The organism is Prevotella sp. khp1 (assembly GCF_900102205.1).
In the GTDB taxonomy this organism is placed as follows: Bacteria; Bacteroidota; Bacteroidia; order Bacteroidales; family Bacteroidaceae; genus Prevotella; species Prevotella ruminicola.
The window spans coordinates 194,958-219,166 of sequence record NZ_FNJZ01000005.1; the positions used below are offsets into that span (position 1 = coordinate 194,958).

Sequence of the window (24,209 nt, forward strand, 5' to 3'; positions counted from 1 at the left end):
ACAGGAATTAATCATAATATAGGAGGAAGTGCTTATGTATGACGATTATGATGACTATGATCCTTATCTGGATGATTTAGATGATCTGGATGCTGATGTGTATAATGATTTCGAATTCGAGGCACAGATGATTGAGGACAGTTATGAAAATGAATTGTCCGAGGTTGACGAGTATTGGGATCGAGAGAACGAGTACATCATGAATAACGATGTGTATACGGACGAAGAAAAACGTATGATTATCGAGCAACATAATAGTATTCGCAACAGCAAAAAGGAAGAGATACAAGCTCAATATGAGTTTGAGAAGGACGACCTGGAATGGCAAAAGGAACAGGCAGAGTTTGACCGTCAGATAGAAAGGGAAGATAGAGAGTTTGAAAGACTGGAAAGGAAGCTTGATAGACAGAAAAGAGCAAACGAATATCTTGAGCATAGCAAGGTTGCATCATATTCGCCAAACTATTATAAGCCAGAACGTCCCGGTTTCATCAAGCGCACTCTTACTGCAGCAGCCATATATCACTTTTTGAAGAAGCTGTTTTAATTCTTTGAGATACGAAAAAGAACGTTTTATCACAGAAAAGTATTAAGTGATATGATAGACGAGTGTAGCGCATACGAGATAGTGATGATAGTTCATGAGCTTCATAAGCGAGGTTATGAGCAATTAAGACTTTTCCCAGGCTTGTCTCCATCGGGAGGCAGCTGGAGGTGGATGGTTTATCCTAAGGTGCTGATAGGCGATAACTTGTATTGTGAACATAATCACGATAGCCTGCCCTTCGAATGTCCACATGGTTCTACAGCCGACGATCGTCCAAATCCCAGGAGGCCATTGATTGGCGCCGACGATTTCATAAAGGAGTATGGTAGCTACGTGGCATTAGCTAAAGGAAATGATGTAGAATACGTCAGATGGTTCGAGAATATAGTAAATCATGCCAAAAACTATGATTATCCAATTGCCTTTGCAGAATACTTTAATGCTGAGCAGTGGAAGTTCACTTCGGGGGCGCAGCTATCTTATCCGCCAATTACCCCAATAACTATCGACTCGCTTTCAGACGAGCAGATGATTACCTACGCAAAATGCACCTTTGACGATTTTTCTGTGGCAGAATTGAATGAAGTTTTAACTTTTGATGGTATCCGCCCCTCAATCCAGCAGCTTGCGAACGTAATTCGCCAGGCTATAAGAGAGAAGAAAGGCTTGATAAATCATGTAGAGTTTGGATTGGAAAAACGCCTTGCTTATATTGGCAGGGACATTATAAATGAAGAAAAGATAGAGCATGGATTGAGAATTACCTTAAAAACAGGAGAGGTGATTGACTTAATGGATGAAATTGAATTGTTTGCTTGGAGTAATAATAAATGAAGATTATGATGACGATTAGAGAATTCACTCAGAAGTGCAGAGAACTGCAGGGCAAGTATCGCGAACGTATGGGCGAGCCAATGGGAGTTGGGCCACACCTTAAGAAAGGTACGCCACAAATAAACATGTTGGTTGATGGCGACAAGACTGGTAAGAACTTTGTGAACGAGTTTACTTTTAATTATGCCAAACAGAGAGTAGAAAACAAACAACCTCATGAGACGATTGACGAATATCGACTCTTCAATAATATGCTATCCAGTCAACCAATGGCATTTAACCTCTTTTGTCCCTTTATAGAAATGCGAGAGCAAGGTAAGGGCGACATTGTCAGCAGAATCTTTCAGAATATATTTCCCGATAAATATATAAGTGAGGTTACAAAAGTGGGATTAGAGTATCTGGATACAGACATTAAAAAATATCTGAACGATAATACCGCAATGGATGCTATCGTACGTTATAAAGATACGGATGGCAAACCTGCCTTTATCGCGATAGAAACAAAGTATACAGATGTGTTAGGCGAAAACACCAGTAGAAAGAGCGATGTACTATATGATGTATGGATTAAGAGGATTGGTATGTTCAAACCTGAAACTGAAGCAGAACTGCTTAAGAGTGCAGAGGCAGCCAAGGATAAGAAAAAGAAGTTAGAAGGCATGAAAGTTGTGACGCAAATATATCGCAACTTCCTTTTAACTGAATGCTATGGTATTGTCGAGGGTGCACACAGATGCTATTCCGTTGTGCTCGCCCCCGCACAGCATCCAACTACAGAAAAAGAGGTTGCATCATTACGGAATGAGCTTAAACCTGAATTCCAGCATAAGATTTCTGCCATTTCTCTCGAAGATTTTATCGCCAAGACTTTAGAGGTATGCCCCGATGAGGATAAAGCACCATTCGAGTATTTTAAAAATAGGTACATACCCAAATGAAAAGCGGCTCCCATTTGAGGAGCCGTATTTCATATTAATCTTTCAAGCAACCGATGGGAACTACGAATATGCCATCTGGCCTTTGGTATGCATAGGGACCAACTGCAGTTAGAACCATCTTGAATGAAGGTTTCTTCATTTTTGTGGTGTCTATGGTGTCGGCAAGCTTATTCAAAGCATCTGCACCATCGTTTATCAGTTTTTCGCCACCAAGCTTCACCTCAATTAGTCCATACGTGCCGTTGCGACGATGTAACACCGTGTCACACTCCAGGCCTGAACTGTCGCGATAATGATATAGTTTTCCGTCGAGTGCTTCGGCAAAAACACGTAGGTCTCGCACGGCCATATCTTCGAAGATAAGTCCGAACGAGTCCAGATCATTTATTAGGTCTTTGGGACCTAAGCCTAACGATGCCGTACCTATGCTTGGCTCAACGAAATGGCGTGTGTCGCTTGTACGAATAGCTGCCTTACTGCGGATATTTGGATTCCATGCATCAAGGTCTTCAATTACAAAAAGCTTTCTCAGTGCTTTGATGTAGTCGGCAACGGTATCCTCGTCAAGTGTTTGTGAGTCGTTTGACAGCATATCGGCCTTGATGGTGCTATAGGGTACTTGCTGAGAAATGTTGCGGGCATACGAACGGAGTAGTAGACGTGTACGCTCTGGGCTGCGTTTTACTCCGTCAACACGTTGTATATCTCTTTCAGAAATGTCATCAACATAGCCAAAGGCCTGATCCAGTGCAATATCACCTTCCAGCAGCGTTGCTTGTGGCCAGCCACCACGGCATGTCAGAAAGGCTATACGCTCCAAATCAATGCTATTTGGTTGCGGTTCGAACGTCTCGCCATCAAAGAGCTTAGCCAGGCTGACACTGCCGGTAGACTCGCCAGACTCATATAGACTCATCGGTCGCATTTTGACTCTGCCAATACGCCCCGTTCCGCTGTGAACAGTGTCTTCAGCCTGTGGAGCAACAGTAGAACCCGTCAGGATGAATTGAGAAAAAGCACTTCGCTTATCAACCTCATTTCTGATAGTGTCCCATAGTTCTGTTATTGTCTGCCATTCGTCAATCAGTCTGGGTGTTTCGCCTTGGAGGAGTGTCTTCGAACTGATTTCCATCATCTGTTTGCTCTGTTTCAAAACTTCAGTGTCACCTAAGTCAAGTAAACTCTTGGCTTGCTGGCGAGCGGTAGTTGTCTTGCCACACCATTTAGGGCCTTCAATCAACACAGCCCCCTTGCCTGCAAGCTTGCGAGCTAATAGTCTGTCGGCAATTCTTGGTTTATACATACTGTCCATCATTTTATTTGTTTTTGATTTTGTGTGCAAAGTTACTGATTTATAATGAATTATCCAAATTTTTATGTAACTTTTCGGTTGTTTGTGGCGATTTTGTTCGGTTGTTTGTGGTGAATTCGTTCGGTTGTTTGTGATGATTTTGTTCGGTTGTTTGTGTTTTTTCGTAGAAATCCCTATGTGTTTTTCAGGCACCACCTACAAGAACCAACTAAAGCGCAGTCATGGCAACATGTATACATTTATACCTGTGTACTTGTATTCATTAACACCAATATACATGTAATCATTAATACTTGTATACACTATCCATACCCATTATTACCCGAGTTCGTGTGTCTAATTACCCGAGTTCGTGTGTAAAAACATCCCAATTACCCGAATTCGTAGGCTATAAGCATCATAAATAGCCCTAAAACATGGTAGATTTCCCCCGAAAAACTCCTAATTCGGGTAATTAACAGGCTAAAAACTCCTAATTCGGGTAATTAACAGGCTAAAAACTCCTAATTCGAGTAATAAGACAGAATTGGCTCCTAATTCGGGTAATTAATAGGCAAAACTACTAATTCGGGAAGATAACCTGGGTGCGGCTACCAATTCGGAAAGATAAAACGCTGTTTATATGCAGATAACCATCCAAATGAAGGCTATCCGGTAGGTATAAGCATTAAAAATAACCATTTTCTGCTACCAATTCGGGAAGATAACCCAGAATCCGCTACCAATTCGGGAAGATAGCCAGAAAGCCTTTAAATACGGGCCTTTCAGAATAATAGTATCTATCTTTCGAACAATTAAACAAAAACGATATTTATCATATTACGTATAGAAAATATATCACATATCGCATATAAGAAAAAGCAAAATGGCCTGAATATCAGTAAATTACATACGCTTTCTACGAATTCTTTGGGTTTACTTCCCGAGTTTGTAGGTGCTTCTTCCCGAAAATGTAGGTTATCTTCCCGAGTTTGTTGTCCATCTTCCCGAGTTTGTAGGCAGTTTTTGCCTTTTTGTGGTTCATCTTTCATATATTACATATATAGAATTAAGGTAATCTTTGATATTTTTTTTCAGAACTCAATATTATCATCGAGCTTGCTCGTTTTATTTATATCCTCCCCCTCCACACATTGTAGCATTCTCCTTCGGAGGGGGGGTAATAGGCTACCCCAATTGCGGCATTTCTGCCGCCCTTCAGCGCAAGCGCCTTACACGCCCAGGAACTTCCTATTGTTTTTTCTTTTATCAAATATGTAAACAATTATTACGCACATATTTAACAAGTACGGACTTCCTTCGACAAATTGGACTGTTACATTTTCGACAAATACGGGATTATATTAGAAAGTCTGCACATTCCTGAAATCCTTCATTTTTAGTAACTTTTTCTTCTTTTCCTTGGTATTATCATTGGTTTTGCATATCTTTGCAGTATTAATCTAAGGCATAAATATGAATTCAGATAAGCAACAAGCCAAAGCAGCAGCAGAGTTCGCAGAGCGATGGAAAGGCAAAGGATATGAACGTGGACAAAGTCAGCTATTCTGGGCTGACTTGTTGTCTAACGTATATGGTGTGGATAATCTTAGTGAGTTTATTCGCTACGAAGAGCAGGTAAAGAATATGGTTGACTCCACCAACTTTATCGATGGCCATATTCCCAGCACTCGTGTGCTGATAGAGCAAAAGTCACTTGGCAAGGATTTGCGTAAAGGTATTGTTCAGAGCGATGGATCTGTGCTTAATCCGTTTCAGCAAGCAAAACGCTATGTTGCTAATATGCCTGTATCTGAGCATCCCAAGTGGATTGTTACCTGCAACTTTGCCGAGTTTCTGGTTTATGACATGGAGCAGCCAAATGGCGAACCTGAGCAGATACTTCTGGAAAATCTCGGAAAAGAGTATTATCGACTACAATTTCTTGTTGATGCTAAGAACGAACATCTGTCTAAAGAGATGCAGGTTTCTATTGATGCAGGAAAGATAGTTGGGCGCATTTATGATGCTCTTTTGAAGCAATATGATGATTCTTCTCCCGAGGCTTTGCGATGGCTGAATATTCTTTGTGTGCGCATTGTCTTCTGTCTGTATGCTGAAGATGCAGGTGTGTTTAAACACGACCAATTCCATGATTTCCTTACTACTTACGAGGCAAAAGATATGCGCAGAGCTTTGCGTGACTTGTTTGAAGTGCTGAATACTCCAACCGAAAAGCGCAGCAGATATCTACAACCAGAATTACAGGCATTTCCATATACCAATGGTGGTTTGTTTGAAGAAGAAATTGAGATTCCGCAGTTTACCGAGGAACTGAAGGAGACGTTGCTACAGAATGCAAGTCTTGATTTCGATTGGAGTGAGATTTCGCCCACCATCTTGGGAGCCGTTTTTGAGAGCACACTTAACCCAGAGACTCGTCGTAGTGGAGGCATGCACTACACTTCGATTGAGAATATTCACAAGGTGATAGACCCACTTTTCTTGAACGACTTGCGTAGCGAACTGGATACAATCTTAGAAGAGAAAGTGGAACGTCAACGCGTCAAAAAGCTCGATGCTTATCAAGATAAACTGGCCTCATTGACGTTCCTCGACCCTGCTTGTGGTTCAGGTAACTTCTTGACTGAAACCTATCTGTCGTTGCGACGCCTGGAGAATGAGGTTATTCGTGAGCGTTATCATGGTCAAATGATGATGGGTGCTTTTATCAATCCAATCAAGGTAGATATACATCAGTTTTATGGCATAGAGATTAATGATTTCGCCGTAACAGTTGCCACAACTGCCCTTTGGATTAGTGAGGCTCAGATGCTTGCAGAAACAGAGCGTATTGTTCACCAAGACATTGACTTTTTACCTCTGAAATCATACACTAATATTGTAGAGGGTAATGCTTTGCGGATAGATTGGGAGAGTGTTGTTCCTAAAGATAAACTGAATTATATCATGGGCAATCCGCCGTTTGTGGGGGCGAGAATGATGGCTCAAGGTAGTTCACAAAAGAAAGACGTTGAAGATTTGTTTGGAAAGATCAAAGACGTTCAAGACCTCGACTATGTGTGTTGCTGGTATAGGAAAGCTGCTCTATTAATGCAGAATTCACATACAAGGACTGGTTTTGTTTCTACCAATAGCATCTGTCAAGGTTCGCAGGTTCCCATTCTTTGGAATGTTCTTCTTAATGATTTCCATGTGCATATTAACTTCGCCTATCAGACTTTCAAGTGGAATAGTGAAGCCAGCGAAAAAGCTGCTGTGCATTGTGTCATTATTGGCTTTAGTACAGACGAGGTGAAGAATAAATATCTGTTCACTTCTGGAGGACAAATGCAGCAGGTAAGCAACATCAGTCCTTATCTATTTGAAGGGGACGAAACATTTGTCGTTAGCCAAAAAACACCGCTTTGTAATGTTCCCCAGATGAACTTTGGTAACCAACCACGTGATGGAGGTCACTTCGTATTATCAGAAGAGGAGAAAAATTCCTTGATTCAAGAAGAGTCTTCAGTAGCAAGATGGATACATCCATACATTGGTGCAGAAGAATTCATCAAGCAGAAGTCTCGATATTGTATATGGTTACGTAATGCTCAACCTACTGACATCAAACAAAGCAAGATACTATATGAAAGGGTACAAGCAGTACGTGAATTTAGACTTGCCTCTTCTGCTAAGACTACTCAGGGGTATGCCAAAGTTCCACACTTGTTTGCACAAATAACTCAGCCAGAAGGTCAAGATTATCTTTTAGTTCCTTCCGTTTCATCCGAGCGTAGAAGATATGTACCAATAGGTTTTATGAAAGCAGACGTTATTTCTTCTAATGCAGTCCAGATTATACCAAATGCCACACTCTATCACTTTGGAGTGCTCACGTCTAATGTTCACATGGCATGGATGAGAGTTGTTTGTGGTAGGTTGAAAAGCGACTATCGCTATAGCAAAGAGCAGGTGTATAACACATTCCCATGGCCAAATCCCACAGAAGCACAAATGGCAAAGATAGCACAAACGGCACAAACTATTCTTGATGCTCGCGCAAAATACTCAGGTTCATCTTTGGCGGACTTATACGACGAAATTACGATGCCAGTTGATCTTCGAAAAGCCCACCAGGACAACGACCGTGCAGTAATGCAGGCTTATGGCTTTGACGTAAAGAATATGACAGAGAGTCGATGTGTGGCAGAATTGTTTAAGATGTATAAAAGTATTGTCAATCAGCATAAATAGTTTATGAAGGAGCGAGGCTTTGTAAGTATTAATATTCCGTTGAATTTGAATGAATTGTCAAAGTCCCTATGGGAGATATTTGGGGAATGGCGTCTTTTGTATCCTCAAGCAGAGAATGAGTATGATGATTTGTCTCAGTGTATGCTCCAAATGATGATAGTCAAAACAAGAACTTTGGAGCAGATGCTGAATGGTGTGCCAATGTATCCTGATTTGCCAAATTTAGGTGCCATACTCGATATATCTTCAATAGCTGCAATTGTACGCAGCATATATGAGTCTACATATATATACCATAGCATTTTTGTTGATAAAGATTCTTCGGATGAAACAGACCTCTTATTGTGCTTGTGGAGAATAAGAGGCCTTAACAATATTAGAAGATTCCCAATTCCATCTGAATTAAAGGATACCATCAAACAAAGTGACGAAGCGGAGATTAAGAAGTATAGAAATAAAATTGATGGCATATTAAATAGAATAAAAATAACAGACTCTGCTAAAAAAAGGCTATTAAGTATTGCCAACAATTCGGTTACTACAATAAAAGGTTACAAATTCATTAAGAATAAAAAAGAAGGAATAATAGACATCAAAGAATTTGGCTTTACTGATACTGCTTTTTTGTTTGGGCATGACCATTATAAAGAGTGGTATACTTTTCTCTCTTCTCATAGCCATCCTTCTTATTATGGTTTTTCAGAGTTTGGTAGTATGTATCAAAATAATCATGACAAAGAGATATTAGTTGGGCTTATTATGATGTCACATAGTATATTAGCTCGATTTATTCGTGACTGGTGTAATGTGATTACTGATGGGGATAAGATAAAAGAAAAAGTGTTTCCAACCATTTCTTCTATTGATTTTTTGTAACTATTTTTGTTGATTTTAGAAAAATATAATATATATAATTATGGCATATACATGGATTCCATTTTATAAAGAGTTGTCACAGAAACTCTTGCTGTATAGAAACAATAGGAAACCGTTGATAAACTGGATTTATGATAATCTTGAGGGTTATATCAATCATCTTAAAGATGATCCGGAAGGAACGCGTGTTGCTGATATAGACCCTTTTACCGTCTTTGCAATATTCAATCGTGGTATTACGCATGAAAGACGTATTGATATATGCCAAAAGTTTAAAGGATATCTTAACATAACAGCAGATGTGCCAGAAGATTTTGATGGTATTCCTGTAATGAATACGCAAAAAACAAACTTTATGGCATTTGCTGAGCGCCGTAAACATGGTGACATTGATAAACTATGGAATGTGTTTACTGATGCTGTACTTGGTAGAGATATAGAAGAATCATATAATGCACTCAACGGGCAATTCTTAATCAAATTCAATCTCACAATGGGATTATTCTGGATTCGTCCTGATAGATTTATGCCTTTGGATGGAACAAGTCAGAGTCTATTAAATACGCTTGGGATTTCTTTTGATAATTCAAAATTCTTGATGTATAAAGAGTATAAGAGTGTTATGGATAGGCTTGATGAGAAAATGAAGTCTGAATCATTGGGCTACACTAATTATGCAGAATTCTCGTATACAGCATGGACTATGTTATCCTCAGAGGGTAAGAAAGATGTTAAAAATGACAGCAAAGGTAAAGCATATTGGACATTCTCCCCAGGTGAGAATGCTTCTAAATGGCAATTATGTGTCAATGATGGTATTATATGTATCGGATGGGATGCTTTGGGCGATTTGTCACAATATGCATCTCGCGAAGACATGAGGTTAGAAATAAAGAAGTTCTTTCCTACTGATGGCAATGCTAAAAATGACTCATTAGCTGTATGGCAGTTTGCAAACGAGATGAAACCTGGTGATATCGTGTTTGCCAAGAAAGGTATCACTAAAATAATCGGTCGTGGTATAGTAGAATCTGATTATTATTTTGATGATACCTATCCTGATTTTAAACATGTCAGAAAAATCAAATGGACAAATGTTGGCGAATGGGTAACAGTTGACAAGCACGCAATGAAGACTCTCACTAATGTTACCCCATATACTGATTATGTGGATAGGCTAAATAAAATAATTGAAGGAGAGGAGATTCCTGAAACAGCAGGATCATCAGCTCAGAACTATTGGTGGCTGGTGGCAAATCCCAAAATTTGGAGCATAACTGGAATGAAGATTGGCGAGGAACAAAGTTATAGTCTGTATAATGAAAACGGACATAAGAGAAACGTCTTCCAAAATTTCCTTGATGCGAAAGCTGGTGATATCGTTTTAGGTTATGAGTCATCACCCACGAAACAAGTTGTTTGTTTGCTGACAATCTCTAAAGAGAATGATGGTAAAGAGTTGTATTTTAGGATGACAGAGAAATTACCGACTCCAATAGATTTCTCTACTCTGAGAAATACTCCAGGATTAGAGAAAATGGAGTATATGAGGAATCAACAAGGTTCATTCTTCAGAGTCTCAGCTGATGAATTCGACATTATCATGGAGCTGGTGCGAGGTGAAAATCCATTGCCTAAAAATGAAGTTAAGGAAGAATATGATAGGGACAAATTCTTAGATGAAGTATATGTAACGTATGATGATTACGAGCATATTAAGAACTTGTTGCTTAGAAAGAAGAACTTAATTCTACAAGGTGCTCCAGGCGTTGGTAAGACTTTTGCAGCAAGACGTCTGGCCTATGCCATCATGGGCGAGAAAGACGATAGCAGAGTGATGCAAGTGCAGTTCCACCAGAACTATAGCTATGAAGATTTCGTGATGGGCTATAAGCCAAATGAGAATGGCGGATTTAATATGAAATTAGGCGTATTCCGCAAGTTCTGTAATCGAGCTGCTGTTGATAAAGAGCATAAGTATTTCTTTATAATCGATGAGATAAATCGTGGTAATCTCAGTAAGATATTTGGTGAGTTGTTGATGCTGATAGAAACCGACTATCGAGACAAGCCGATCCAGCTGTCATACAATGATGAGACATTTGCTGTCCCATCGAATATCTATATTATAGGCATGATGAATACGGCAGACCGTTCGTTGGCAATGATTGATTATGCTCTACGTCGCAGATTCTCGTTCTTTGAGATGAAACCTGGGTTCGAAACTCCGTTATTTAAGGACTATATCAGCAAAAAGTATGATCCTCAATTGAGCAATCTGGTTAAGGCGATTATAGAACTGAATAAAGCAATTGCTGACGACGATTCGCTTGGCTCGGGATTCTGTATTGGTCATAGCTATCTTTGCAATCTGAATAATAACTATCAGTTAGAGAGTATTGTAGAATACGACATCGTTCCTATGCTAAGAGAGTATTGGTTTGACAACGACGAACAGTTTAATCTGCAGGCAGATAAACTTAGAAACGCTCTGAAATGACAGAAGATAAAGGTATATTGATTCACAACGTGTATTACATGTTGGCCTATGCTTTCCAGGAGCTTAGGCAGAATAACTATGCCGAGATAACAGGAGAGGCGTTTGATGATATTTATGATCTGTTTGCTGAAATTATAGCACGAGGCATATCTTATCAGCTAAAACAGGGATTGTATCGCCAGTATGTGGCTAAAAACGAGTCGATGCAAACCGTACGGGGCAAGATAGACTTAAACGGTACCATCGCCAACAAAATGCGCAATATCCATCATATAGCGTGCGATTACGACGAACTATCGGAGAATAATATCTATAACCAAATATTGCTTACAACAGCCACTTTATTGATAAAACACTCGGATGTAAAGAAAGAAAAGAAGTCGAAGCTTAAGCGGTTGATGCTGTTCTTCCAGAATGTACAACCGATAGATGTACATACCATACGTTGGAATACACTTCGTTTTGATCGTAATAATCAGAACTATCGCATGTTGCTGTATCTGTGCTACTTTATTATCAACGAGTGGCTGATGACAACAGATAGCGGTAAATACAAGCTGCGCGATTTCTCTGATGACCACATGTGCAGACTCTATGAGAAGTTTATTTTGGCATATTATAAGAAGCATCATCCAGAGTTGAAACCATGTGCTGCCCGAATAGACTGGAATATCGACAAGGAACAATCTACTACAAACATTCTGCCGATTATGCAGACAGACATCCTGTTGACAATGGGAGAGCGCACGCTGATTATCGATGCCAAATATTATACTCGCTCAATGCAGAAGCAATACGACAAATCGACCATTCATTCTAATAATCTCTATCAGATACATACGTATGTAACAGAGTGCGATGAAGACCATAAAGGTAATGTGGACGGAATGTTACTCTATGCAAAGACGCAGGAAGATATCGTTCCAGATGGGCAGATGAAGCGTAAGGACGGCAATTATATCTATTTCAGGACTCTTAATTTGAACACAGATTTCAACACCATAAAAGAACGGCTGGATAGTTTTGTAATAAGATAGTGCCAAAAGGGTAAATCTATGTAACTATTACCCCCACTCTCGCAAAATCGAAAAAACACTTTTACAAAGAAACAGTTTCTAATGAAACCGCTCTTGATTTAAAAAGTATGTGCTAACTTAGTTTACTTAACTAACTTAGCACATTTTACAACATTCGCTACTTGAACAAACTTTGTTTGTTTTGCAAAGTTAGCGCTTTTTTACCATGTTTCTTTTGAACAGCATCTAACCCTTTCTGGAGCAATTGTTCGGCCGCAGAGACTTCTGAACACGAGAAATAATGGGCAACCGCCTTAATTTGGTCTATCATCGTCTGAGGAAGAACATAAGTATGCCTTATATATCCAGGTTTGCACCCCGCAGCGGCACCCTTTGAAGGGCGTGTTTCAGTTTTTAAGCCAAGTGATTCAAGCCCCATCTGATCAGGTGCTTTCTCGTTGCAAATATCACTAAATGTATCTAAAGTTAATGCCGTCTTTGTTTCTCTCTTTGCCATATTAACTAACTTAACTAACAATACTAATTTTACAAAAAACACTAATTATCCAAAGCTTTTAGCAACTCTTCGATAGAGTCCATTATTGCTTTTGTTTGGTAATTATCGATTGGACGTATCGTAGATACGCGCTGAATAGCCACACCCTGCTTAATCCTGGGCAGTATAATGCCAACTTTGTGTAACATATTCCTAATAGATTCCTCATTCGGATTTTTAATCCTTACGTCTATGCTATTGGGCAAAAACCACCAAATAGCATTTATTTGGGCAGCCTTGAGAACCTTAACGAAGGTCATTGTTCGAAGAACAACAACGTCGTCATACCTAAAGGGAATCACAATGGCATCAGCGCACTTAAAGAACGGGAGAAGATTAGGGTTAAGCGAACCAGGACAATCTACTAAAACGTACACGTCGCCCAAGGCTTTGACTTTTTCTACAAACGCTTGAGAATTAGTCGAAGCGTTCCATACGTCCCAAGGTTTCTCCGCATCAGGATTCGCCTTAACCTCCATTTTTCTTAGTTCATTTACTGTCTGGCCTTCGTCTGCATCCAGAATAACAACTTTCTTGCCTTTTGCTACCAAGTAGTTCGCAAACTGCATACAAATGGTACTTTTACCGGTACCACCTTTCGAATTTGAAATTACTATAATTTTTGCCATAATCTATAATTTAAGCAGATTGATTTGCGGATTTACCTAAAATTTTGTAGTTCAACTTAAAACCACAACCAAAATATTTCGGCAATACTCGCCCCATTTTTTGAGCAAAATTTGCTTCAATATAATCATACGTTTCTTTGTTTGGCACACCCAAAAGAATTACTTTTGAAGATGTGTCATAGTTTAAGAAACTTACATTATCGTAGACCTTCGCCTTTCCATCGGAACCCACGCTTTTCGTTATCTCTTCTAATGAAAGCTTCCAAAGTTGACCGGGATCCGAAAGAGTTGCTGGTTTAGTACACTTGGAACTTTTCTTTTTACCATCTGCAGCAAGCTTCTCCTGTTTAAACAACCAGTCATTGAAATGCTGCTTAAAATCGCTTAAGCTTTCGTGTCCTTCCTTACCACGGCAAGAACATTCACAAACAAAAGAATCTAACCATTCGATGATGTATTCTGCAGACATCTTATGACGGCGAACCATCTGGCTTATCCATTGGCCATCTTTTTTTAGTAATTCGGCAGCATCTGCAGCAATTATCTCATCACTTTCTAAGCCACCAAGTTCTCGCGTATGCGCGGGTGATGTTGTTGTTGATGGAGAGAATATTCTTTCTTTAATATTCTTACTATATATATAGGGGTTGTCGGCAAGGTTGTCGGCCTTGTTGTCGGTTCCCATAATGGAAAGGTTGTCGGTTTCACTCCATTGCGAACCTCCTAAAACATCCTGTTTATGGGAATATTCCACAATTTCAAGGTTGTCGGCCTTTTCTGGTAGAAGGTTGTCGGCAAGGTTGTCGGCAAGGTTGTCGGTCGTATTAAGGTTGTCGACAAGGTTGTCGGTTTGCTTACCGTTTAATCTCTTGAAAGTACTTTGTTTATCGGTATTCTGGATATGTTCAGGGTTGTCGGCAAGGTTGTCGGTGTCATCCTCTAAATCATAATCAAGAATAGTTATTATTGAAATGTTATTCTTGGTTGTTTTAATAATAAGGCCTTTTGTCTCCAAGACCTTTATATATTTGATAATCATATCCTTGCTTCGATCCCAACGCTTCACGAGATCATTTATACTCGCAATAAGCTGTCCTCTATGTAATGATATGGGTATAGATCCTACCATAACGGTTTCGGACTTCCAGCAAGCACAGTGCATTAAATCCCCCCACCACAATAAATACTGTGGATTTTTAAAAAACCATTCATCATGAAGATCATTTCTCATTTTATAAAATGAATGCATTGTTACTGATAATTAATCTATTTCTTTCAAATAATTTGGAAGTTTCGCAGAAAATTCGTACCTTTGCATTTGGAGAATGGAAGGTATAACATCTGCGAAGATTATCCCGGGCAAATTGCTCGGGACCTTTCTTTTTATTTCGTTAGTTTTTCAATGTCGGAACGGCGATAATAGATTTTCTTTCCAACTCTCACAGGAACAAGAAAACCTCTCTGTTCCCACTTCCATAACGTGGTATGACTTACGCCCAAACCAGTTATTACACTTTTTTTACTAACCATATCCTTGTTCTGTTCCGGAAACAATCCGCAATCGTTTTTTTGCTCCATTTGAAGATTTGTTCCTTCCTCAATAGCAAAGGTCTGCAGAGCTTTTATGAAAGCTAATACTCCGTTACCAGTGAGAGTTACCGAGACATGATTGGGGCTCCGATGTACCTCTGATACCAATTTACTTGCAAGTAACTTTCTCTCGAAATCCAAATCCAAAGTTTGTGGATTGGAGACGTCGTTCAGATTGTTAACACTCTGTGTCATAAGTTTTTTTTATTTTATTTTGTTATATAATTATTTATTTGTATTTTTGCACCCAGATACGGCATGTGTATTATTGGGGCATTGAAACTTGCTGCAAATATACACAAAACACTTGAGACGCAATATATTTGCGTATATTATTTAATAACTTTTAACTGAGTTGCTGTATATTTGTGTATGATTGAAGATTTAAATATAGGAAAAAAAATAAGGGAAATAATTGCCGAGAAAGGTATTTCTCAGGCACAATTGGGACGTATGTTAGAGAAACCGCCAACATATGTTACCCGTCTTCTAAACAAGGAAACAATAGATACAGAAACTCTATGTGGTATATGCGAACACTTGAAATACAATCTCTTTGCGGATTTTTCCAAATCCGAATTACTTGATCCTGTATATCAATTATGTATTAATTTAAAAGGTGAAGATGATGACATATGGGCTGGAGGATGTGTCCTGCGTCATCCACATATCGGCAATAGAATAATAGACATTCTGAAAAAGAATAAAGTAACTCAAGCAGAACTTGGAGATTTCTTAGGTGTTTCACATCAAGAGGTTAGCAGACTTTTAAAGAACGACTCGATTGATACAGGAAAATTGGTTTTAATATCCAATTTCTTGAAATACGATTTTTTTAGCTGCTATTATTGGTTGGAGACCTGTAGTGAAATGATTGCAGGCGAGACTATAGACAATATTTTGGTTAAATATGTTGATGAACTTTCCATAGAAGACACTGTTACCGCCGTCTTGATGGATTATGATGTTATGGCCAAGTATGGAAAGAACATAAAAAACATGGTTAATCTTATTAATAGTCTATGGAAGGAGAACCAAGAGCTTAAAAGCATTAAGAAACCATAGCACATCTTTTTAAATATGCTATGGTTAAGTGCTTTGATTAAATACTACCCAATAAGATCTATTACATCCTTAAGAGTTTCATCTTCGATATTGCGGTAACGTTTAAAGGCCTTAGACCCTTCAACATGTCCGCTCATCTTACCGATCAAGTTAGGATCGGCTACCTTGAAGTAAGCATTGCCAATGAAAGTACGGCGAGCAAGATGACTTGAAGCAATCTCATTGATTGGTCGCAGTTCATATTCACCTGTCAGTGAATTACGAACCTCGACATTCCTGGTAATCCCGGCCATTGTGAATATCGCTTTTATGGCATCATTATATTTTTGAGCAGAAACAAAGGGGAAGAGTCTTCCTTTCTTGTCTTGGCCTTTATATTTCTTTATCAGTTCAATAGCTTTAGGATGCAGTGGAACTCTGGCCTGAATTGCCTCCTCTTGATCATCCGTTTTTTGGGGCGTGTATGCAAGTATTTTATTTTCAATGTACTGGGGAGTAAACTTCACAAGGTCACTTACTCGACATCCTATAAAACATTGAAAAACAAAAATATCTCTGCATGCTATAATGGTTTCGATTTTCACGTTTATGCTCTTACGAAAGTCATCATCCATCTCCAACCATTTCTGTTCAAGATCACAGTCTGCAATTTTATTTCTCTCCTCAATACTTATGTAATAAGGTGTACCGACCTTGGCAGTGCCAATCTTGACACCATCAAAAGGGCGATTTGAAGTCATGCCCTCCTCAACAAAGAACAGGAAGAGCGACTTCAGGCGCGTACGCATTTTGATAATAGTATTCTCACCTCGCGCCTCTATAACATTGCGTCCTTTCTTTACTGAAGCAGGATATTCCTCAATCAATTTTGCAAATAGATTTGGATACATCTCTGACAACTCTTTCTCATGGCGCATATATTCACTTAACTCCTCTATGTCGTCACGAGTAACGGCATCTATGGAGAAAGCATAATCCTTCCTCGCTTTATCAGTAGCTCTGACATATCCTTGATATCTGGCTATAACGCGAGATAGAACGCGAAAAGTTCTTGCATGAGACTCTGCAAGCTGATGACGACTGATATACAATTCAACAAGATCGAAAAATGACTTATCTGTCGTCTTTATGTTATACTTTTCCGGATGATGAAACATGTCAACCACCTCTTTAAGCCATTCACTTGAAAGACCACTCTTATCGACACTTTCATAACGATCAAGAATGAATTTCTTCAATTTTTCAATGCGTTCAACCTGTTCACGATGGTATTTTACCTCAGGCGTTTCTAAACGCTGCTTGAAAACAATAGTACCACTCTTACGAAGCGCATAACCATTTTTCTCAGCTTTCTCAACAGACGACGTAATAGCGTTACCAGGAACCTTTACACCTGCTTTCTCCGTTTTCTCACGATTAATATAATACTCGAAGTACTCAGGATTTACAAATATCCCACTTTTGGAATAAAGATCAAATGATGTTCCTTGAAAGAAACGCACCATGATTTCACTCCTTCCAGTTTCCTTCTGTACCTTACTCGATATTCTAAGTTCTATCTGTGCCATATCAAAAAATTACTCTTCACTGTCAATAGTGTTTTCAATTCTGGCCTTTGCGACCTCCAATGATTTTTGAATCTGCTGCATCAAAACATGACGAGGCGGCAGCTCTGTTAAGTAATTGGCCACCTTTATGCCAGCATTGTCGAGTTGAAGCAGTTCTATTTGCTCCTCACTACCTTCAGTGCATAGCAACAATCCCAGAGGAGTTTCCTCTCCTGGCTCCATTTCATTCTGTTCCAACCATCGAAGATAAAGTTCCATCTGGCCTTTGTATTGTGCCTTGAAACGCCCTTTCTTAAGATCAATGGCTATCAAACGATGTAAACGACGGTGGTAGAATAGCAGATCAAGATAAAAGTCCTCTCCATCGATTATCATGCGTTTCTGGCGGGCTACAAAAGTAAAGCCATTGCCCAACTCGATGATGAACTGCTCCAAATGAGCCACTAAACAATCCTCCAGACTTTTCTCACTGTACATACCTTTCAGTCCTGTAAACTCCAAGAAATATGGACTTTTAAATACAATGTCTGGCGACATTACGTTATTATCTCGCAAAGAGGATAATTCTTTCTTGATAAACTCATCTGACTTACCACTGATTGCTGTACGCTCATAGAGCATACCGTCTATCTCTTTGCGAAGGCGGTCACGGCCCCATCTTTCAGAAGCGGCCAGAGTTATATAAAACTCACGCTGAAGACCATCTTTCAGCGGTAAAACCTCTATAAAATGCGACCAAGTCAATTGTGTCGCAGCCTGCGACACAATTTCCTCTTGCGGAAAAAGAGAAGCAAACTGCATCATCCTTCTGATATTTCTTGTCTCAAATCCTCTCTTTCCATACTCCTCTTGTAATTGTGTCGCAACCTGCGTCACAATTTGTTTTCCATACTCTGCACGTTGGTTACCAAGCAAATCGCGATTAATTCGTTCGCCAATATGCCAATACATCATTGTCAGTTCATAATTTGCTGTAGCAGCCACATGACTACGTGCCTGCTTGACAATCTGGCGCAAATCTTCTATCAGCATCTGTGCTTCTGGCTGCGCATACTTCCCGACCTCTTCCATCAGATATATCCTAATAAATTTGTTATTCTCAACTAAATATCGTACCTTTGCCACGAATATATAAAGCGAACTTTAAAATATTGAGCATTAAAATACGGCTGCAAAGATACACAAAAAAAGCCACGGGAATGCATAATTTTTCCCGTGTTTTTCCCGTGATAACACAAATTTAACATTACTTAAGACAATACAAGTTGTTTGTAAAATCCTGGAAACCCCTATAAAATCAGGCTTTTTAAAAAACTTCGATTTTTACCGATTTCTTTCAATCACCATGTGTCGAGTCCGGGTACCCCAACTAAAAAGGTCGCTAAGTTTTGAACTTAGCGATTTTTTTATTATAAGCATTTTACAGCGTTTTTCTTGCTTAATTCAGCTAAAAAATGTATCTTTGCCACGATTTTTAAAACGAAAATCGAAATATGGCAAAAGAACAATCGGCAACAAAAGAGCGGCAGCACACCAACCTGCGCGAGCCGCGGCGATACAAAGTAACAATATACAACGACGATTTTACCACGATGGAATTTGTGGTGAAGATACTTACACAAGTGTTTTTTAAAAGTGAGACAGAGGCCGAGGCACTCATGCTGCAGGTACACCATAGCGACAAAGCAGTGGTGGGTATCTATAGCTATGACGTTGCCACATCGAAGGTGCGTAAAGCCACCAACATGGCCCGTGAAGAGGGATTTCCCCTCCGTTTAACTGTTGAACCTGAGGAATAACTATGGCAGAGATAAAGCAAACCAAACGCGCCGCCAGGATGCTCAGCGATACTATGAAGTGCTGCAAAGAGTACCGACATGAGTTTATCATGCCCGAGCACCTGCTGTTGGTAATGATGGACGACAATGAGTTTTACAACACACTCGACAGCTACTATTCGGCCAACCTGTTTCAGGAGCGAATAGAAAACAAGTTAGACGAAGTAGAGACCGTACCCGAAGACATAGATTACGAACCCGAAGCATCGACACAAATGGGACAACTGATAGAGTTTGCCTGCGCGCAAATCATCAATAGCAGTGCAACAGCACTCGATGTTCCTCACTTGGTGATGGGGTTACTTAATCTACCAGAATCTTGGGCCTGTTACCTACTGAAAGATGCGTTAGGCGATAATGAAAGCAACTTTATGAGCGACCTGATTAGCGCCTACGAGTTAGCCGACCAACTGGGCACAGGCGACCAGCAAAAGGGCCAGGAAGCCTGGCGCCGACTGGTTACCTGTATGAACACACTGTACCAACAGCACAACCCACTGATTGGTCGCGAGCAGGAGTTGCAGCGTACTATACAAGTACTTTGTCGACGTGACAAAAACAACCCGCTGCACGTGGGCGAACCCGGTGTAGGCAAAACAGCCCTAGTTTGGGGACTTGCACGCATGATTGAGGAGGACCAGAACCTACCTGAACGCCTGAAAGGCAGCAAGATATACCAGCTTGACCTGGGCACACTGTTGGCAGGCACTCAGTATCGCGGCGACTTTGAGAACCGCATTAAGCAAATAATGGAGGGCATACAAGAGGAAAGCGACAAAAACATCGTTTACATCGACGAGATACATACGCTGGTAGGCGCAGGTGCCACCGGCGAGGGCGCCATGGATGCTTCGAACATGCTGAAACCTTATTTAGAAGCTGGCGGCATCCGTTTTATCGGATCGACAACCTACGAAGAGTACAACCGTCACTTTGCCCGTTCAAAAGGTCTGGTGCGCCGTTTCCAGCAAATCGACATTCCCGAGCCAACGCCCGAAGAAACCAAGCACATCGTGCGCCAGTTACGCTCGCAATACGAGAGTTTCCATCACGTCACATACGACGAGGCGGCACTCGACTTTGCCGTTGATGCCAGCTATAAATACGTAAACGACCGTTTTCTACCCGATAAAGCCATCGACTTGATAGACGAAGCAGGAGCTGCAGCAGAGCTTAAAGATGGCGCACAACCTGCAAACGTCAACAAAGTCGATATTGCCGATGTACTGGCAAAAACCTGCAAGGTAGACACTATGGCTATGAACAGCGATGACGATAACGCTCAACTGGAAACACTGGCCCCACGTCTACTCCAGAAGATATACGGACAGGACGAGGCTATCCGTCAGGTAGTAGAAGCTGTACAGATGTCGAAAGCCGGACTGCTTGATGACAATAAGCCGCTGGCATCACTATTGTTTGTTGGTCCCACAGGTGTGGGCAAAACAGAGGTGGCACGCGTGCTGGCCAAAGAGCTTGGCATAGCGTTGCTACGTTTCGATATGAGTGAATATACCGAGAAGCACACCGTTGCCAAGCTGATAGGCTCGCCTGCAGGCTATATAGGCTACGAGGATGGCGGACTACTTACCGATGCCATCCGCAAAACACCTAACTGCGTGTTACTACTCGACGAGATAGAAAAAGCGCATCAGGACATCTATAATATCCTGCTGCAGGTAATGGACTATGCACGCTTGACCGACAACAAAGGGCGCAAGGCCGACTTCCGCAACGTGATACTGATTATGACCTCGAACGCAGGTGCCCAATATGCTGCACAAGCCAACATAGGCTTTACAGGTAACACATCGCGCGGCGAGGCCATGTTGAAACAGGTAAAGAAAACATTCAAGCCCGAATTCATCAACCGTCTGTCGGGCACGGTAGTGTTCAACGATATGGATCATGAGATGGCCACACTCATCCTAAAGAAGAAGTTAAGCGAGTTGCAGGACAAACTGACCGCGAAACAAGTAGAGATGACACTGAGCGACGAGGCCTTTAAGCTGCTGCTTGACGAGGGTTACACCCACGAATACGGTGCCCGCGAGATGGACCGCGTGATAGCCCAGCGACTGAAACCGCTACTCATGCGCGAGATACTGTTCGGCAGTCTGAAACAAGGTGGACATATTATAATAAGTACACGCGATGGCAGTTTATCAATTGGATAACGATCTGTGGTTTCCAGATCCACACCTTGGCGAAGAGGATGGATTAGTGGCTGTGGGCGGCGATCTATCTGTTGACAGACTTCTACTAGCCTACAGCAATGGTTTCTTCCCCTGGTTTGCCTACCGACACCAGCAGGAGCCGCTATGGTACTGTCCGCTGCAGCGCTTCGTTATATTTCCTAACGAAGTACATATAAGCCACTCCATGCAACAAGTTATCAGGAAGGGCGAACTACAGATAACCATCAATCAAGACTTTGAAGGGGTGATACGTGGCTGCGCCACCGCCCAAAACCGCAACAACGACGAAGGCGCCTGGTTAGGTCCTGAAATGATTGAGGCCTATACCGAGATGCACCGACAGGGATTTGCTGCCAGTGTTGAAGTGTGGCAGGGCGAGACACTAGTGGGAGGTCTGTACGGCATAAACCTAGGTACAGCCTTTTTCGGCGAGAGTATGTTCTCATTAGTACCCAACGCCTCAAAGTTAGCCCTGATACATCTGGCACAAACCTTCGATAAACTGGGCGGCAAACTGATTGACTGCCAGTTTGAAACACCACATTTAAAGCACATGGGAGGCCGTTTTATACCCTACGAAACCTATATCAGACTCCTAAAATCGTGAAAAATTGTAGCGCACTGTAAACAAGTGTAAAAAAGACCCGTTTTCGCACACAAATCGATTGTGTTCGCACACAACAGCTTGATGTATATCAAAAGAAGTGCACTTTTTTGAGGAAAGTACATCATATTTCTTGTGTGGTTGCAAAAATCGTCGTACCTTTGCAACGTCAAAAGAAAACAAGAGTTCTTTAATAGAAGCATAGAAAACAATACAGAGGTATTAGTTAAGGTATATAAAGATTGATTGATTTAGGTTTTAGTTAGAGTTAATAGTTAGTTAGAATTTGGTTTTAGGTTTATTAGTTAAATTGGAGATAGGTATTTCTAAGGTGTTAGAAAAGATTTGTTAGTAAGGATAACAAAGACGCAGTGGTGACACTCCGTTTTTTCTCAGAAAAAGGTTTTTAGTTATTCATAGATTGTTGGTGCCGCCCTCGAGTCGTTGATGACCCTTGAGCGGCTTTTTTTTGCTAACTACTAAAACAGTAAAATATGAATTAAGCTTGCTTGAGTTTCAACTTATCAGCCCAACTTCCTTTGAACAAGCGCACAAGGAAGATAATACCACGGAAGGTAAGTTCGATGGCCATAGCAGTCCATACACCCAGTAAACCCCATTTGGGAGCCAGTGTGGCAGCCAACGACAAACGAACAGCCCACATAGAAGCCAAACTCATGATGGCCGGGATGATGGTATCGCCTGCACCCACGAAAATACCGTTAACTACAATGGCAGCAGCAAACATCGGCTCGGCCCATGCTTCGATACGCAGAACCTGAGCACCCAGAGCTATCACTTCATCAACAGGCGACATGATAGCCATCAACTGTGGTGCAAAAGTCCACATCAGCACACCCATCAGTGTCATTACCATCATGCCTAAACCAACCGACATATGGGCAAACGAGCGGGTAAGCTGTTTCTGCCCTGCACCTATACCCTGTCCCACCAATGTAGTGGCAGCCTCGGCTATACCGAAACCAGGCATATAGCATAAACTCTCTACCGTAATAGCCAACGAATGGGCAGCAATAGCAATCGTACCCAATGGTGCCACAATCAGCGTGCTCACCATCTGAGCCGAACCCATTAGCAGATGCTGCAAACCCATGGGGGCACCAATTCTGAAAGCTGTACCAATGGTATCAGCTTTTGGCTTGAATGAACCTGGGCGTCCTACCAATGAGAGCATTTTTGAGCGTACCAATAGGAAATACAGCATCAGACTAGCTGTAACCAGCATGGCCATACCTGTACCAATGGCAGCACCCATCACACCCAAACCTAAAATATAAATAAACAGGTAGTTAAACACCACATCCATCACGCACATGCCGATATTCAACATCGAGGGAATCTTCATGTTACCCGAGCACTTGAGCATAGAACCTGCCAATCCCTCCATCTGAAAAAAGATACCACAAGCTCCGAAAATACCGAAATACAATGAGGCATCGCGGGCAATCTCAGCCGTTCCTCCCATCCAATAAGGCAGGAATGGACTGATAGCTACCGATGTAATGGATATCAATAGTGCCCAAACCATACAGCACACTAAAGCCTGGCGCAAGACACGACGGGCCGCCTCAAAGTCGTTGGCACCAATAAAATGCGCCACCTGCACCGAAAAGCCCATGTTAGCTGCCGAAGCCAAACCACCCAACAGCCAACCGGTAGTTTCCACCAGACCTATTGAAGCCGATGCCTTGGCGCCCAAATGGCCCACCATCGAGGCATCGATAAAAAACATGATGGTAGCTGATATCTGTGCCAGGATCGAAGGAATACTCAAACTAACAATCAACCAAAGTTTTTCTCTTTGGCTCATCTCACGTCCTTCACGGATGTATGAAAGCAGTAGTTCGCTATTCTTAACCTTCTTCATGTGGCAGTTAT

Annotated in this window: 19 protein-coding genes; 11 read left to right on the top strand and 8 right to left on the bottom strand. The window is 41.1% G+C overall.

Features of this window, described 5'->3' with window-relative positions; genetic code table 11:
* The first annotated feature begins 34 nt into the window (after positions 1-34).
* From BLR73_RS13195 to BLR73_RS13205, 3 genes are read left to right on the top strand one after another with little or no spacing between them, the layout of a single operon-like run.
* Entirely contained in the window at positions 35-547 is a 513-nt protein-coding gene (locus tag BLR73_RS13195) for a hypothetical protein (protein ID WP_091862771.1), read from the top strand.
* A gap of 51 nt (positions 548-598) precedes the next feature.
* Complete coding sequence (locus BLR73_RS13200; RefSeq protein ID WP_091862774.1) at positions 599-1,381, top strand: hypothetical protein; 783 nt, start codon at positions 599-601, stop codon at positions 1,379-1,381.
* A 5-nt stretch (positions 1,382-1,386) separates the two neighbouring features.
* On the top strand, positions 1,387-2,322 hold the full coding sequence (locus BLR73_RS13205) for a PGN_0703 family putative restriction endonuclease (protein WP_143010963.1): 936 nt from the start codon (positions 1,387-1,389) through the stop codon (positions 2,320-2,322).
* A gap of 34 nt (positions 2,323-2,356) precedes the next feature.
* Here BLR73_RS13205 and BLR73_RS13210 read toward each other — a convergent pair whose 3' ends face one another.
* Positions 2,357-3,625 (bottom strand): ATP-binding protein, encoded by a 1,269-nt coding sequence (locus tag BLR73_RS13210; protein WP_369821152.1) that lies wholly within the window; start codon positions 3,623-3,625, stop codon positions 2,357-2,359.
* A 1,464-nt stretch (positions 3,626-5,089) separates the two neighbouring features.
* Here BLR73_RS13210 and BLR73_RS14645 point away from each other — a divergent pair.
* Genes BLR73_RS14645 through mcrC form a run of 4 tightly spaced genes read left to right on the top strand, consistent with a single transcriptional unit; the run spans position 5,090 to position 12,283 of the window.
* Complete coding sequence (locus BLR73_RS14645; protein ID WP_091862780.1) at positions 5,090-7,870, top strand: DNA methyltransferase; 2,781 nt, start codon at positions 5,090-5,092, stop codon at positions 7,868-7,870.
* Between the two features lie 3 nt (positions 7,871-7,873).
* Positions 7,874-8,746 carry a hypothetical protein gene (locus BLR73_RS13220; protein WP_091862783.1) on the top strand — a complete coding sequence of 291 codons (873 nt, stop codon included), beginning with the start codon at positions 7,874-7,876 and terminating at the stop codon, positions 8,744-8,746.
* Between the two features lie 40 nt (positions 8,747-8,786).
* Positions 8,787-11,246, top strand: coding sequence for an AAA family ATPase (locus tag BLR73_RS13225; protein ID WP_233456471.1), 2,460 nt, complete (start codon positions 8,787-8,789; stop codon positions 11,244-11,246).
* Positions 11,243-12,283, top strand: coding sequence for a 5-methylcytosine-specific restriction endonuclease system specificity protein McrC (mcrC, locus tag BLR73_RS13230; protein ID WP_091862786.1), 1,041 nt, complete (start codon positions 11,243-11,245; stop codon positions 12,281-12,283). Before BLR73_RS13225 ends, mcrC begins: the two co-directional genes overlap by 4 nt.
* A 157-nt stretch (positions 12,284-12,440) precedes the next feature.
* Here mcrC and BLR73_RS13235 read toward each other — a convergent pair whose 3' ends face one another.
* From BLR73_RS13235 to BLR73_RS13250, 4 genes are all read right to left on the bottom strand, one after another.
* Entirely contained in the window at positions 12,441-12,779 is a 339-nt protein-coding gene (locus BLR73_RS13235; RefSeq protein WP_091862788.1) for a hypothetical protein, read from the bottom strand.
* A gap of 41 nt (positions 12,780-12,820) precedes the next feature.
* Positions 12,821-13,447 (bottom strand): ParA family protein, encoded by a 627-nt coding sequence (locus tag BLR73_RS13240; protein ID WP_091862791.1) that lies wholly within the window; start codon positions 13,445-13,447, stop codon positions 12,821-12,823.
* A gap of 10 nt (positions 13,448-13,457) precedes the next feature.
* Positions 13,458-14,486 carry a DUF7833 domain-containing protein gene (locus BLR73_RS13245; RefSeq protein ID WP_143010964.1) on the bottom strand — a complete coding sequence of 343 codons (1,029 nt, stop codon included), beginning with the start codon at positions 14,484-14,486 and terminating at the stop codon, positions 13,458-13,460.
* Between the two features lie 344 nt (positions 14,487-14,830).
* The gene (locus BLR73_RS13250) at positions 14,831-15,232 is read right to left on the bottom strand and encodes a helix-turn-helix domain-containing protein (protein ID WP_073207554.1); all 402 of its coding nucleotides are present in this window, start codon (positions 15,230-15,232) and stop codon (positions 14,831-14,833) included.
* 177 nt (positions 15,233-15,409) lie between these two features.
* On the opposite strand from BLR73_RS13250, the gene BLR73_RS13255 reads away from it, so the two are divergent.
* Positions 15,410-16,102 carry a helix-turn-helix transcriptional regulator gene (locus tag BLR73_RS13255; RefSeq protein WP_073207557.1) on the top strand — a complete coding sequence of 231 codons (693 nt, stop codon included), beginning with the start codon at positions 15,410-15,412 and terminating at the stop codon, positions 16,100-16,102.
* 44 nt (positions 16,103-16,146) lie between these two features.
* Here the strand turns inward: BLR73_RS13255 and BLR73_RS13260 are convergent, their stop codons facing one another.
* Positions 16,147-17,670 (bottom strand): site-specific integrase, encoded by a 1,524-nt coding sequence (locus BLR73_RS13260; RefSeq protein WP_091862798.1) that lies wholly within the window; start codon positions 17,668-17,670, stop codon positions 16,147-16,149.
* 9 nt (positions 17,671-17,679) lie between these two features.
* Entirely contained in the window at positions 17,680-18,795 is a 1,116-nt protein-coding gene (locus BLR73_RS13265) for a PDDEXK nuclease domain-containing protein (RefSeq protein ID WP_213605556.1), read from the bottom strand.
* Between the two features lie 368 nt (positions 18,796-19,163).
* Between BLR73_RS13265 and BLR73_RS13270 the strand changes: the two genes are divergently transcribed.
* From BLR73_RS13270 to aat, 3 genes are read left to right on the top strand one after another with little or no spacing between them, the layout of a single operon-like run.
* The gene (locus BLR73_RS13270; protein WP_013063523.1) at positions 19,164-19,469 is read left to right on the top strand and encodes an ATP-dependent Clp protease adaptor ClpS; all 306 of its coding nucleotides are present in this window, start codon (positions 19,164-19,166) and stop codon (positions 19,467-19,469) included.
* A gap of 2 nt (positions 19,470-19,471) precedes the next feature.
* A complete protein-coding gene (clpA, locus tag BLR73_RS13275; RefSeq protein WP_073046687.1) occupies positions 19,472-21,685 on the top strand; it encodes an ATP-dependent Clp protease ATP-binding subunit ClpA in 2,214 nt (737 codons plus the stop codon).
* Complete coding sequence (aat, locus tag BLR73_RS13280; protein ID WP_091862801.1) at positions 21,663-22,313, top strand: leucyl/phenylalanyl-tRNA--protein transferase; 651 nt, start codon at positions 21,663-21,665, stop codon at positions 22,311-22,313. The genes clpA and aat overlap by 23 nt, the downstream gene beginning before the upstream one ends.
* A gap of 496 nt (positions 22,314-22,809) precedes the next feature.
* On the opposite strand, the gene BLR73_RS13285 is transcribed toward aat, so the two are convergent.
* Entirely contained in the window at positions 22,810-24,198 is a 1,389-nt protein-coding gene (locus BLR73_RS13285) for an MATE family efflux transporter (RefSeq protein WP_091862804.1), read from the bottom strand.
* Between the last annotated feature and the right edge of the window lie 11 nt (positions 24,199-24,209).

Excerpts from the sequence above, each read along its gene's own strand:
- BLR73_RS13195 (WP_091862771.1), top strand. The coding sequence starts at position 35 with ATGTATGACGATTATGATGACTATGATCCTTATCTGGATGATTTAGAT.
- BLR73_RS13225 (WP_233456471.1), top strand. The coding sequence starts at position 8,787 with ATGGCATATACATGGATTCCATTTTATAAAGAGTTGTCACAGAAACTC.
- BLR73_RS14645 (WP_091862780.1), top strand. The coding sequence starts at position 5,090 with ATGAATTCAGATAAGCAACAAGCCAAAGCAGCAGCAGAGTTCGCAGAG.
- clpA (WP_073046687.1), top strand. The coding sequence starts at position 19,472 with ATGGCAGAGATAAAGCAAACCAAACGCGCCGCCAGGATGCTCAGCGAT.
- BLR73_RS13245 (WP_143010964.1), bottom strand. The coding sequence starts at position 14,486 with ATGATTATCAAATATATAAAGGTCTTGGAGACAAAAGGCCTTATTATT.
- aat (WP_091862801.1), top strand. The coding sequence starts at position 21,663 with ATGGCAGTTTATCAATTGGATAACGATCTGTGGTTTCCAGATCCACAC.
- BLR73_RS13250 (WP_073207554.1), bottom strand. The coding sequence starts at position 15,232 with ATGACACAGAGTGTTAACAATCTGAACGACGTCTCCAATCCACAAACT.
- BLR73_RS13235 (WP_091862788.1), bottom strand. The coding sequence starts at position 12,779 with ATGGCAAAGAGAGAAACAAAGACGGCATTAACTTTAGATACATTTAGT.
- BLR73_RS13285 (WP_091862804.1), bottom strand. The coding sequence starts at position 24,198 with ATGAAGAAGGTTAAGAATAGCGAACTACTGCTTTCATACATCCGTGAA.
- BLR73_RS13200 (WP_091862774.1), top strand. The coding sequence starts at position 599 with ATGATAGACGAGTGTAGCGCATACGAGATAGTGATGATAGTTCATGAG.
- mcrC (WP_091862786.1), top strand. The coding sequence starts at position 11,243 with ATGACAGAAGATAAAGGTATATTGATTCACAACGTGTATTACATGTTG.
- BLR73_RS13210 (WP_369821152.1), bottom strand. The coding sequence starts at position 3,625 with ATGTATAAACCAAGAATTGCCGACAGACTATTAGCTCGCAAGCTTGCA.
- BLR73_RS13220 (WP_091862783.1), top strand. The coding sequence starts at position 7,874 with ATGAAGGAGCGAGGCTTTGTAAGTATTAATATTCCGTTGAATTTGAAT.
- BLR73_RS13260 (WP_091862798.1), bottom strand. The coding sequence starts at position 17,670 with ATGGCACAGATAGAACTTAGAATATCGAGTAAGGTACAGAAGGAAACT.
- BLR73_RS13255 (WP_073207557.1), top strand. The coding sequence starts at position 15,410 with ATGATTGAAGATTTAAATATAGGAAAAAAAATAAGGGAAATAATTGCC.
- BLR73_RS13240 (WP_091862791.1), bottom strand. The coding sequence starts at position 13,447 with ATGGCAAAAATTATAGTAATTTCAAATTCGAAAGGTGGTACCGGTAAA.
- BLR73_RS13270 (WP_013063523.1), top strand. The coding sequence starts at position 19,164 with ATGGCAAAAGAACAATCGGCAACAAAAGAGCGGCAGCACACCAACCTG.
- BLR73_RS13205 (WP_143010963.1), top strand. The coding sequence starts at position 1,387 with ATGATGACGATTAGAGAATTCACTCAGAAGTGCAGAGAACTGCAGGGC.